The sequence below is a fragment of the Hoeflea sp. genome (assembly GCF_039975035.1).
GTDB lineage: Bacteria > Pseudomonadota > Alphaproteobacteria > Rhizobiales > Rhizobiaceae > Hoeflea.
In genome coordinates, this window is record NZ_JBDWHW010000218.1 from 1 (window position 1) to 12,214 (window position 12,214).

11 protein-coding genes and 1 pseudogene are annotated in these 12,214 nt (G+C 61.2%); 10 read left to right on the top strand and 2 right to left on the bottom strand.

The window, feature by feature from the left end; all coding sequences use genetic code 11:
• Both ABJN75_RS19210 and ABJN75_RS19215 read right to left on the bottom strand, forming a co-directional pair.
• Nucleotides 1-112, bottom strand: a pseudogene (locus ABJN75_RS19210) (IS6 family transposase); the annotation flags it as partial.
• Between the two features lie 132 nt (nucleotides 113-244).
• Nucleotides 245-1,219: a hypothetical protein gene (locus ABJN75_RS19215; RefSeq protein ID WP_348441204.1), complete on the bottom strand. Its 975-nt coding sequence runs from the start codon at nucleotides 1,217-1,219 to the stop codon at nucleotides 245-247.
• A gap of 156 nt (nucleotides 1,220-1,375) precedes the next feature.
• Here ABJN75_RS19215 and ABJN75_RS19220 point away from each other — a divergent pair, with 156 nt between their 5' ends.
• The 10 genes from ABJN75_RS19220 to ABJN75_RS19265 form a co-directional block, all read left to right on the top strand.
• Nucleotides 1,376-2,290, top strand: a complete 915-nt coding sequence (locus tag ABJN75_RS19220) for a phosphotriesterase-related protein (RefSeq protein WP_348441205.1) — start codon at nucleotides 1,376-1,378, stop codon at nucleotides 2,288-2,290.
• A 33-nt stretch (nucleotides 2,291-2,323) separates the two neighbouring features.
• Nucleotides 2,324-3,052, top strand: coding sequence for a creatininase family protein (locus ABJN75_RS19225; RefSeq protein WP_348441206.1), 729 nt, complete (start codon nucleotides 2,324-2,326; stop codon nucleotides 3,050-3,052).
• Between the two features lie 47 nt (nucleotides 3,053-3,099).
• Nucleotides 3,100-3,963 carry a MurR/RpiR family transcriptional regulator gene (locus ABJN75_RS19230; protein ID WP_348441207.1) on the top strand — a complete coding sequence of 288 codons (864 nt, stop codon included), beginning with the start codon at nucleotides 3,100-3,102 and terminating at the stop codon, nucleotides 3,961-3,963.
• A 178-nt stretch (nucleotides 3,964-4,141) separates the two neighbouring features.
• Nucleotides 4,142-5,218 carry an ABC transporter substrate-binding protein gene (locus ABJN75_RS19235; protein ID WP_348441208.1) on the top strand — a complete coding sequence of 359 codons (1,077 nt, stop codon included), beginning with the start codon at nucleotides 4,142-4,144 and terminating at the stop codon, nucleotides 5,216-5,218.
• A 78-nt stretch (nucleotides 5,219-5,296) separates the two neighbouring features.
• Entirely contained in the window at nucleotides 5,297-6,820 is a 1,524-nt protein-coding gene (locus tag ABJN75_RS19240) for a sugar ABC transporter ATP-binding protein (protein ID WP_348441209.1), read from the top strand.
• Between the two features lie 2 nt (nucleotides 6,821-6,822).
• Nucleotides 6,823-7,794 (top strand): ABC transporter permease, encoded by a 972-nt coding sequence (locus ABJN75_RS19245; RefSeq protein ID WP_348441210.1) that lies wholly within the window; start codon nucleotides 6,823-6,825, stop codon nucleotides 7,792-7,794.
• The gene (locus ABJN75_RS19250) at nucleotides 7,791-8,720 is read left to right on the top strand and encodes an ABC transporter permease (RefSeq protein WP_348441211.1); all 930 of its coding nucleotides are present in this window, start codon (nucleotides 7,791-7,793) and stop codon (nucleotides 8,718-8,720) included. The genes ABJN75_RS19245 and ABJN75_RS19250 overlap by 4 nt, the downstream gene beginning before the upstream one ends.
• Complete coding sequence (locus ABJN75_RS19255) at nucleotides 8,713-10,182, top strand: FGGY family carbohydrate kinase (RefSeq protein WP_348441212.1); 1,470 nt, start codon at nucleotides 8,713-8,715, stop codon at nucleotides 10,180-10,182. Before ABJN75_RS19250 ends, ABJN75_RS19255 begins: the two co-directional genes overlap by 8 nt.
• A complete protein-coding gene (locus ABJN75_RS19260) occupies nucleotides 10,179-11,690 on the top strand; it encodes an FGGY-family carbohydrate kinase (RefSeq protein ID WP_348441213.1) in 1,512 nt (503 codons plus the stop codon). Before ABJN75_RS19255 ends, ABJN75_RS19260 begins: the two co-directional genes overlap by 4 nt.
• 165 nt (nucleotides 11,691-11,855) lie before the next feature.
• The coding region (locus tag ABJN75_RS19265; RefSeq protein WP_348441214.1) for a helix-turn-helix domain-containing protein at nucleotides 11,856-12,214 on the top strand (359 nt) is incomplete at its 3' end.

Sequence of the window (12,214 nt, forward strand, 5' to 3'; positions counted from 1 at the left end):
TTTCCTCAACTTCACGCAGGCTCAGATTGAACCGCAGGTAAAGCCAAACTGCGTGAGCAACAATCTGTGGCGGAAAACGATGACGCTTGAAACTGATATCTGGTGTCTGCATCGTCGAAATTTACGCCCAACCCAAAACGCCGGCAACTACAATACAGGTTTACGTGACAACGCCCAAACATCGCCTAAATCACCTTGCCAAGCGGGCACCATCCAGACACGACGATACCGATCCAGGAGGCGTTCAAGCGGAAAACGCGAAAGCCCGTTGCGGATTTTGAACGAAGAACTTGTCTACTAGCCTTGCACCATCAAAGCCGGCTTCGCCGGCCTCCTCGATGAAGCGCGGCACCCACTTCTCCAGTATGAATCCCATACCGAGGCCGCCTTCGCCGTAGCTCGCGAACATGGTGCGCCGGGCGATGTCGCCGCCGACCATCAACTGATCCTCGTGGCCCCAGCGTACGAGATCGAGGATGCAGCGCGTGCGCACGTCCTCTGAATAGTATTTCACACGGGTTATGCCGTCAAAGGAGAAGAACGCGCCGGTCTCGGCGACCTTCCGGTGAAGCCAGGGGTCGGGATTGCGATCGAGATGCGCGATGGTCAGGCGGGTGGGGTCTACGCCTTCCTGGCGGACCAGATCGAGCTGTTCGAGCGCCATGGTGCCGAGCTCAGTGTGGGAATGAATCGGTGCGCCGGTCTCCTTGTGGGCATCGAGAACGGCGAGCAGGACCTTGGTTTCGGATCCTGTCATCGTGTTATAGCTGGTGCCGAACTTGACGACGCCGCCCCTGATGTCGGTCCCATCCATTCCCTCGGTGACTTCGGCAACGACATGGTCTGCGAGGGTCTTGCGGCTCTGCGAGGCGATCCACTTCCCGAAGGTCTGGCCCTTTGCAGTAAAGGTTCCTGGCCACATGATGGCCTTGTTGAAGCCAGCCGTCGCGATTACCTGGACCCCAGCGGCATCGGCGATGCGCTTTACGACGCCGACGTCGCGGCCATAGTCGATCGCCGTCGCGTCATAGATCGTCCGACCGCCCGCCTTCGCAAAAAGCTCGAGTTCGGCCTGCGATGCGTCAGGACTGTCGAGCAGCAGGTCGACGTCTCCCTTCTCCTTCCACAGCTGCGGGATGCAGTAGATATGATCGTGGGCATAGGTGACGCCCATGGCGCTCGGGGGGATGTCGCCACTCACTGTTCGAACGAAAGCCATGTCAGCACTCCTATGAAAACGATTTTCACGCCGATTATGCCAATAAAATTGGCCTTGTGTCAGCATCAAAATCCAACACGAAAATAATTGCAATGCTCGCCGTTTTTGCTAGGCTGCCTAAAAAGCGCTAGATCTGCGCATCAAAGCGAGAGGCGTATGGCCAAGATTCGAACCGTGATCGACGATATTGACCCCGATGGTCTCGGGCTGATCTATACGCACGAGCATCTCATCACTCGTCCTCCTGCCGTCCAAAAGGATCGCGACCTGGAGCTTTCGAGCTACGAGTGCTCGCTTCGGGAACTGACGATCTTCAAGGAATGCGGCGGAACCCTGCTGGTAGAGGCGACCACGCTCGATTACGGACGCGACCCGTCCGCGATGGCGCGGATGTCGAAAGAGGCGGGTGTGCCGTTGGTGGCCGTCAGCGGGTTCAACAAGGCGGCCTATTTCCCTCTCTGGGTCGAGACCACGCCGCTGAACGGCATCGTCGACAAGCTTGTAGGCGACGTGCTCGACGGCATGGATGGGGGGGCGCACAGGGCGGGACATTTGAAGTCCGGTGGCTCCTACAATTTCATCCATGCGCTTGAGGAGAAGACGACGCGCGCCGTTGCCCGCGCGCACAAGGAAACCGGCGCCCCGATCTGGTTGCACACGGAGGCCGGCACGATGGGGCTCGAGATGCTCGACATCCTCGAAAGCGAGGGCGTTGATCTCGAAGTCGTGGTCGTTGGTCACAGCGACCGCAACCCCGATCCCTGGTACCACGCAGCGATGGCGGAGCGGGGTGCCACCGTGCAGTTCGACGGCGTGTCGAAGGTGAAGTACCACCCGGACTCGGTGCGGATCGCCTGCATCAAGGCGTTGCTCGAGGCTGGTCATGCCGAGCGGTTGATGATCTCGGGTGACATGGGACGCGCCTCCTACCTGGCTGGCTATGGCGGGGGGCCGGGCTTTGCGTTCATTGCGACCAAGTTCATTCCGCGCATGCTCGCCGAAGGCATCGATCAGGAGGTCATCGACACAATCTTCAAGGCGAACCCGGTTCGCTGGCTTGCCCAGTTCTGATCCCTTTTCCGATTTGCCCAATTGCGAGATCCAATGACCGTCGAAGCCAGATATCTCAGCCGTGATGCTTTTGCCGAACGCATAGCCCGGGTTCCAGCCGTCATCCTGCCGCTCGGCGCCACCGAGCAGCACGGACATCACCTGCCGCTCGGGGTCGACATCATCCTGGCCGAAGCGCTGGCAACGCGCGTAGCAGAAGCTACCGGTGCAACCGTGATGCCGGCGATGCCTTTCGGCTATTCTTGGGTCTGGCGCGATGCGCCGGGCTCGGTGACGGTTGAGTCTCGCACGCTCGAGGACGTGATCGTCCAGGTCGCGGAGAGCCTGGCGCGTCACGGCGTTCGGCACGTGTTCCTGATCAACGGGCACGAGGCCAATGGCGCGACGATGAAGTATGCCTCACGCAGGCTGTGGGACCACGCTGGCGTCAAGGTCTGGCGGCTGTTCTATCCCGATCTCGGCGCCGTGCTGGCCGAGCATTGCGAAAGCCCGACCTGGCATGGCATCGTCCATGCTTGCGAATTCGAAACCTCGCTCATGCTGGCGGTCGCGCCCCATCTGGTCGACATGTCGAAGGCAGTGCGCGAGTATCCGGAGCCGGATCGCGGCTACTTCCAGGGCGGCCGTCCCATGGGCGACCTGAGCAGAAGCGGCGTCTTCGGCGATGCGACGCTAGCCACCGCCGAGAAGGGCGAGGCGATGCTTTCAATCTTCGTGGAGAGCATGTCGCTAGCGCTACGCGAGATTTGCGCGGACGGCTGATGTGATCCATAACGGTCCCATCGCCAAGCCGAGTGCCGGGATCGCCCATGAATGACGTCTTCAGCCGCATCACAAAGATCTATCCGGAGATGAAGAAGGCGGATCGGCGGATCGCCGATCTCATTCTCGCAGACGCCGACTTCTTCCTGCGCGGGTCGATCACCGAAGTTGCGCGGGCGGCAGGAGTCTCCGCTTCCTCGCTCACCCGTTTCAGCCGCCTCCTTGAAGTCGAGGGCTTCCGCGAACTCAAGCTGTCCGTGGCGCAGGCCAAAAGCGCGCAGAGCCCCTACTACCACCAGTCAGTGCAGGCGCTGGGCGAACTCGAGATCGCTGAAGGACGGCTGGAATATCTCTATCTCCAGCAGATCGTCGCCTCGCTCAACTCGACCTTCACACGGCTCGACGCTGAGGCGCTGGTGGATGCCATTCGCGCTATCCGCTCGGCCCGGCGCATCCGCACGTTCGGCGTTGCGGTTTCCGGCCTGATCGCAGCGGAAACCGCAATGCGCTTCATGCGACTCGGGCTGGAAGCTACCTATGTCGCGGATTCGCACTTCATGCGCATCGCTTCGAGCCTGCTCGGCCAAGGTGACGTCGCTATCTGCATCTCCCATACCGGACGTTCACAGGAAGTCCTGGACGCGGCCGACATGGCGCGACGCCAAGGTGCGATCGTGGTCGGACTGACGGCACCACATACGCCGCTGTCGCGGAAGACGGATCTCCTCATCGAGATGTCTGTCTTCGAGGAGATCGACATCTACACTCCGTCGATCTCGCATTTCGCCTACCATTACGTCATCGGCCTGCTGTCCTTCCACATCGGTCAGTCGGCCGAACTCGACCGCGACGGACTATTAACGAAGATCAAGGCGGGTCTGGCGCGGGGGCAAACCGCTGACCTCACCTGATGAAAATATTTGTTAAAAATATTTTGATGTAAATACAGTATCTTAATAGATCAGAAGCGCTGTAGGGAAATCTTTACATTTTTTGGCGTTGTGCTAAAAGTATCGCTGATCGAAGCCGGGTGACGGATTGTCAGTGAGGAACGGGCATCGCCAGCCGGCAAGCAAAAGAGGAATGACAATGAAGTTTTCCGGTATTGGCACCGCGCTTGCGACCTTGCTTCTGGCCTCGACTGCCTACGCGCAGACCGAGGTCGCGCTTCATCCCGGCCTTGGACCTGCCGAAGGCGCAACGATCGTCGATGCCTCCCGCTACGAGGCGCGGCGCGACGGCAAGTACACGATCGGTTTCTCGAACGTGTTCACGGGTAACAGCTGGGTGGTCCAGCTTCTTGAGGAAGCCCAATGGCGAGCCAACCAGTTCCCCGAGATCGAGCGCTACATCGTTACCGACGCCAATTTCGATCCGTCCAAGCAGGTCGCCGACGTTGAGGACATGCTGGCCCAGGGGGTCGACGCGATCGTCATCAACCCGACGTCGCCCGTCGCCATCGTGCCGGTTCTAGAAAGGGCCTATGATGCGGGCGTGGCGGTGATCATCGTGGCTGCCGATGCGGAGACCGACAAGGTGACCGTGCGCATCCTCGCCGATCAGGTAAAATTCGGTCGTGACGGCGGCAAGTTCCTGGCCGAGGCCATGGGCGGCGAGGGCAACGTGATTGCGCTGCGCGGCATCGCCGGCATTTCGGTCGATACCGACCGTTGGGCAGGTGCGGCCGAAGTCTTCGCTCAGCATCCCGGCATCAAGGTTGTCGGCGAGGTCTATGCGCAGTGGGCCTACGACCAGGGTCGTCAGGCCTGCGAAAGCCTTGCGCTGGCCCATCCGCAGATAGACGGCGTGTGGTCGTCGGGCGGCGCCATGACGCAGGCTTGCGTCGAGGTCTTCAATGAACTCGGGCGCGATCTCGTGCCTATGACGGGCGAGGCCAACAACGGCTTCTTCGGCGCCTGGAAGGAGAACCAGGCTGCAGGCTTCGATTCCATCGCGCCGCAGAACCCGACCTGGATGGTAGCCGAAGGCGTGGCCGCAGCGGTCGCGGTCCTCAACGGGCAGGAAGTCTACAACGAGTATCAGGTGGTCGCGGAGCCATACACCTCGGTTGATCTTGACGCGCTGTACCGTCCCGACCTGAACGACTCCTACTGGGTTGGATCGATTCTGCCGGATGGCAAGCTCAAGGAGTTGTATGGCAACTGATCGTATCGCACGACACAACGCCCGCTGGTCACTAGACTGGCGGACACTGTGTCATCCGCCGCGTCAGATGGCCGCGGCATGGCTGCACGAACGGATCTGATGGCGGCTCAATCACCCCTTATCGCAGTCGATGATCTGAGCAAGTCGTTCGGCGCCGTGCGAGCGCTGAAGTCTATGCGGCTCGTCGGGTGTGCCGGAAAGGTTCATGCCGTGATGGGCGAGAACGGCGCCGGAAAGTCGACGCTGATGAAGCTTCTGTCCGGTGTCCTCCGGCCGGATGAAGGCACTATCTGGCTGAGCGGCGAGCCGGTTTCCTTCCACCATCCGCGCGACGCCCAGCACGCCGGCATCTCCACGATCTTCCAGGAATTCTCGCTGCTGCCGAACCTGTCCGTGGTAGAGAACCTTTTCCTGGGGCGCGAGGTCGAGAAGGGCAGGGCGCTGTCTGCGCACGAGATGTACCAGCGCACGAAGCAGGCGCTTGCTGCGCTCGATCTCAGAATCGATCCAGATCGCCGCGTTGGCTCGCTCAGCGTCGGCCAGCAGCAGATGGTCGAGATCGCCAAGGGGGTGCTCGCCGACGCGTCCGTCTTCATATTCGACGAGCCGACGGCTGCTCTGGCCTCGAACGAGGTCGAGACGCTGTTTGCTTTGATCCGGCGGCTGTCGGCGCAGGGCAAGTGCATCTTCTACGTCTCGCATCGACTGAGCGAAGTCTTCGCGATCTGCGACGACGTCACCATAATGAAGGACGGCGCCTTCATCCGTTGCGTACCCACGACCGAGACGACCGCGGACGAGGTCATCCAGGGTATGGTGGGCCGACCGATCGAGGAATTGTTCGAACCGCGCGCCGAGGCGCTCGGTCCTGTACTGCTCCGCGCGGATGCGCTGGTCGGCGACAATACAACGGTGCTGCTTTCGCTGCAGATATGCGAAGGCGAGATCGTGGGCATCGCCGGCCTCGAGGGGCAGGGCCAGCAGCAACTGATGCGCCTTCTCGCCGGGTTCGATCCCGCCCGGTCGGGCGCGCTAGAGCTTTCCGGTGCTTCGATCTCCGGGTGCTCGGCGCGGCAGCGACTGGCTGCCGGGATAGGATTCGTGCCCGAAAGCCGCAAGGATGACGGTCTGTTCCTATCGCTCGACATCGGCGCGAACATGACGACGGCCGCAATCGCGCGCCGGCTGCTCCTGTCCTGGGTGCCGCGCTTCGACGCGCGGGTCATGGACGTGATGCAGCGCCTCGCGGTCAAGGCTCCAGATGCAAGCACACCCGTGATCGACCTGTCGGGCGGGAACCAGCAGAAGGTCGTGCTTGGCCGGTGGCTGCTGGCGGGCGCAAAGGTGCTGCTGTGCGAGGAGCCAACGCGCGGCGTCGATGTCGGTGCAAAGCGGGAGATCTATCGCCAGCTGCGCGAGTTCACCCGCGAGGGCCGCGGCATCCTCGTGACCTCGCGCGAACTGCCCGAGTTGATCGGCCTGTGCGACCGGCTGCTTGTTATCCGCAACGGCGAGATCGTCGCGGAGATGGATGCGCGGGACGCAACCGAGGATGCGCTCCTTCGCGCGGCCCTCCCGGCCGTGGAAAGTGAGGCGGTTTGAGCGTGCAGTCACAGACCCGGCACCGGGGCATTGTCGCCCGCCTCCGGGAAGATGCGTTCTGGTTCCGCCAGCGCGGGGCAGCACTCTCGTACGCAATCCTCTCTGCGATGCTGGTTATTCTGGCGGTCGTCGTGCCGCAGACCTTCTATTCCGCAACCAACCTTTCTAACCTCGCTGGCCAGCTCGCGCCGCTCTTCCTGGTCTCGCTCGGGCAGACCTTTGTGCTGCTGGGTGCCGGCTTCGATCTCTCGGTCGGAGCGGTGATCTCGCTTTCTTCTGCGATCCTGACGCTCGACCTAGCCGATCCGTTGAAGATCCAGCTCGCATTCGCGGCAGCGGGCCTTGTTGGACTCGTAAATGGCTTGGGCTGCGTCTACCTGCGCGTACACCCGATCATCATGACGCTGGCGACCAGCTCCATCGTGCAGGGTATCGCGCTGCTGCTACTGCCGACGCCGGGCGGGATGGCGCCGCGGATCCTCGTTCGCATGGCATCCGGCACCTTCCTCGGCCTGCCGGTCGGCTTCTACTGGATCATGGCCGCGACGGTGGCGGCGATATGGCTCGTGCACCGCACCGTCTATGGCGTGCGGCTCTACGCGACGGGCCAGAATCCGCAAGCAGCCTGGATGAGCGGCATCCGTGCGCCGCGCATCCAGGTGTCCACCTATGTCATATCCGCGCTGATGGCAGCGCTTGCCGGCGCCTATCTGACAGGGCGGCTGGCATCGGGCGATCCCAATGTCGGTAGCGCGCTCGGACTGGACAGCGTGCTAGGAGCCGCGCTCGGCGGAACGCTGCTGTCTGGCGGCGTTGGTGGGCCGATTGGGACTGTCGCCGGAGTGCTGATCATCGGCATTCTCAACAACGGTCTCAATCTCGCAGGCATATCACCCTACTACCAGTTCATCGTGAAGGGCTCGATGCTCGTGCTGGCCGTCAGCCTTTTCAGGAGAAAGGAGGCGGGACTGTGAACCGATTTCTGCTCTCGCTTCCGCCGGCCTTCTGGGGGTTGATCGCCGTCTGCGTCTTCGCGGCCTTCACCCAGCCCCAGTTCCTGTCGCTGCCGTTTCTCATGATCCTGCTGCGCCAAGCAGCGCCGCTCGGCATCGTGGCGCTGGGGCAGACGTTTGTGGTGGCAAACCGGTCGCTTGATCTGTCGGTTGGCGCCACCATCGCCTTCGTTAATCTCATCGTCGCGCACGCGATGTGGAACGGCTATCCGCCAGCCTTCGTCATCGCGGTCGCGCTAGGCGCGGGGCTCGTGATCGGCCTCGCCAACGGGCTGCTGGTCACCCTGCTGCGCGCATCCGCTGTCGTCGTGACGCTGGGGACGGCGGCCATCATCACCGGCATCGGCTTTCTCTATTCCGGTGGCGCACCGGGCAGTTCGATGACTGAACTCGTCAAATGGCTCGGCCGCGGGCGCATCGGTGTGGTGCCGGTCTCGGGCCTGGTGTGGCTTGGCTTCGGCGTTCTCGCCTGGATCCTGTTGCGCCGTCTCACGCTCGGCCGCTACATCTTCGCGGCTGGCGACAACCCGTCTGCCGCCACCTATTCTGGCATTCCAGTCAACCGCACACTGCTGCTCTCCCATGTACTGAGCGGATTGTTCGCGGCCAGCGGAGGGCTGATCCTTTCCGGCCTCGTCGGCGTTGGTTCGCTGAACCTCGGCGCTGACTACGTGCTGACCTCAATCGCCGCCGTCATTCTCGGCGGCGCTGTGTTCGGCGGTGGGGCGGGAAGTGCGATCGGTACAATACTCGGTACCGCGCTTCTGGTGATGGTTCTCAACCTGCTCACTGTTTTCGGCGTCGACCAGCCCGGCAAGCTCATCGTGCAGGGCCTGGTGATCGCAGTCGCCGCCATCATCTACCAACAGGGCCGCCGCAGTGTCTGATACCCTGACACTTGGCATTGACTTCGGCACCTCGGCGGTCAAGGTAGTTGCTCTTGCCTCCGATGGCGCTGTCGTGGCGCATGCAACGTCTTCCTACGAAACCTATAAACCTGCCGCTGATCGCGCCGAGCAGGTACCAGGAGATTGGTGGGAAGCCCTGTGCCAGTCAACACGGCGGGTGATGGCAGCCTTGAGAGGTGCACGTATCGTTGCAGCCGGTCTCTCGGGCCAGTTAAACGGTATAGTCCTCGTCGACGCTGAGGATCACGTTCTTGAGCGCAGCCTCATCTGGCTCGATCAGCGCTCGACCCAAGAGGTACTGGAGCTTGAACAGTTTCACCGGCACGCACTTTCAGTGACCGCCTCTCCGATATCTCCTATTTCAGTCTTGTCAAAGTTACGTTGGCTGAAACGCCACCGGCCAGAGCTTCTTAATCGCACCCGACATGTCTTTCAGGTCAAGGACTACATTTTCTGGCTCTTGACCGGAGTACGTGCGACCGATGCCAATGAGGCCTCGGCTACATCGCTCATGGACCTGACGACGCGGAGGTGGGATGAGGCACTTGTTAGCCTTGCTGGCGTTACCGTTCAGCAACTCTCTCCGATTGAAGCCTCAGCCGGCATAGCGGGCAGGATTTCTCCAGTTGCAGCCCGTCAGACTGGATTGCCCATCGGACTCGGCGTCGCACCAGGAGCCGGAGACACAGGTGCATTGGCAGTCGGATGTGGTGCGTTCGCGAAGGGTACTGCTGCCGTCACGCTTGGCACAGCTGGCCACGTGGTGGCCGCCACTCAGAACCGACCTCCGGGTGTCGTTGGAGGTCTCTGGCGTATGTCGCACGTTACATCAGACCGCGAGCTGTGGCTCGGGCTCATTCCTGCTGGTGGGCTCTCTGTGGCCTGGTTGCGCGGAATCGCCGAAGGCTTCACCGGCCACGCCCCAAGTTTCGCAGATATTGAAAGGCTTGTTGAAAGCGTCCCTCCTGGAGCATCCGGAGCGTTTTTCCTGCCCTTCCTGGAGGGAGCCGGGACTCCATGGAACGATCCTTCACGCGCGGCGGTCTTTGGCGGATTGAATGTCAAGCATGGAGCCGGACATCTTGTTCGCGCAGTCTATGAGGGGGTCGCATTTAACATCCGGGCTGCACTCGAGCGGTTCGAACGGGAAGGCGTCGAACTAGAGCGTATCCACCTAGCCGAAGGCGGAGCACAGTCCGTGGCTTGGTGCCAGATCATCGCCGATGCTCTTGACCGCGAGATCCACGTTGTCGCCGAGCGAGACACATCGGCGATCGGAGCAGCCATTCTAGCGCGCTGTGCGGTGAGTGGAGAGGACTTGGAACTCCTTATCGCGAACTCAGTGCAGATTGCGCGCACTCATAAGCCGGACCCCCGAGCACAGGCCACGATGCAGTTGTCCCTGGCACGCTTCGCCGACCACACTGGATGGTCCCGATGACGGGGCCGCTTTTCCTCGGTCTCGATGCTGGAACTTCGCAGACCAAGGCGGCACTTTTCGACTTGGAAGGGCGCGAATTGGCCGTAGCCGAAGTGCCCACGATGATCAGCCGACCACGTCCCGGATGGAGCGAGATCGATCCGCAGATCGCCTGCGAAGCGGCTATTGAGGTTCTGCGGCGCGTTGTTCGAGATAGCGGGGTCGATGCTCGCTCAATTGCAGGGTTAGGTATTTCTGCGGCCATGGTTGGAGCTTGGGTGCTCGATGCTTCAGGCCGGCCGATGCGCGCGGGAATAAGCTGGGAGGATAGCCGGGCTCAGACGCTCATCGATAAATACACGTCCGGCGTTCCTGACTTCATGAGCCGCATCTTCTTCTCCTCCGGATCTGTCATGCAGCAGGGGTGCACGCTGCCTATCATGGCATGGCTCGCCGAAAACGAGCCTGATGTGCTGGCGGCGGCATCTCATGTGGTTTCGTTGAAGGACTATCTCCGCTTCCACTTCACCGGTATAATCGGAACGGACCGAAGCGAGGCTGCAGTCCTACCCGGATCTGCTGCTGCCCGTGATAGGTCCGACGCGATGATCTCGCTGTTTCGGCTCGGAGCGTACCGGCATCTGTTTCCGGAGGTGCTCGAAAGCGAGAGTTTAGGAGGGGCTCTCACGTCCCCGATAGCGTCAGAGATTGGTGTGGCGGCTGGCCTTCCAGTTGCCGTAGGCGCTGGGGACGTCGCAGCAACGGTGCTGGGGACGGGATCGTTTGAGCCCGGAACTGCCATCGCCGTGCTCGGCACCGCATGCATGGTAGGCGTGGTATACGATCGTCCCGTCTTCGAGCCGCCTAATGTCGGGCTTCTGTTCACCCTGCCTGCACACCGCTGGTATCGAGCCATGATCAACGTTGCTGGGACAGTCAATCTCGACTGGGCATTCAGCGCTTTGGCGCCAGACCTGCTGTCGCTTCCCGACCGTTTCGCAGCGCTTGATTCGATGCTCGATGCCACACCGTCAGGCGCCAAAGGGCTGACCTATCTGCCATACCTTTCCGAAAGCGGGATCATAGCGCCGGTTGTCGATCCTGCGGCGCGCGCCCAATTTAGTGGCTTGTCGCCCATACACGACCGTGCATGCATGTTCCGTGCGGTCATCGAGGGAGTTGCGTTCGCGATGGCTGACCTTCTCGACGCGCTCTGCTTCGAAGGTCGTAAACTCACCCTCGTAGGGGGGGGGGCACGAAACGATCGCTGGGCACAGATGATAGCTGATGTCACCGGTCTCACGGTCCGCATCCCGGAAGGAACCCAGTTTGGCGCCCGGGGTGCCGCATGGCTTGCCGCCGCCGCTACCGGGCACCTGCCCAATCTCACGAAGCCGATGGATCATCATACGAGGATCCGCGCATACCAACCGTCCAAACCCGGAGAATGCTCTATAGACTTCGTCGAGGCACGGGCATCGTTCCAGAACGCGAAGTTGCGTCTGATCGGCGCGCAATCAAGTTCTTAAAGCGTGTAGCAGCTTTTCGGTAGCGTCGTGTCACCATGCTGCACTTGTCGGATCTGTTGATTTCCACCGAGAACTGACCCGGTAGCCCAGGATATTTCCATCGAGAATTGACCCATGTTTGAACCTTGCCCTCGTGTTTTCAACGAGGGCTACGGAGTGATCGACATGGCATTATTGAGCGTGATCCGACGCTGGCATTTTCGACAGAAACTATCGATCCGGGAGATTGCAAGGCGCACGGGCCTTTCCCGGAACACCATCCGCAAATATCTGCGCGATGACAGCGTGGAACCGAAGTTCAAGCTTCCTTCTCGACCAAGCAAGCTTGACCCATTTGCCGACCGATTATCAGCTTGGCTGAAGACGGAAGACAACAAACCTCGCAAACAAAAGCGAACCCTCAAGCAGCTGCACGCCGATCTGTTGAACCTCGGTTATGAGGGGTCCTACAACCGAGTGGCAGCCTTCGCCCGGGATTGGAGGGTTGAACGGCAAAAGGCTTTGCAGATAACGGGAGGCGGGAC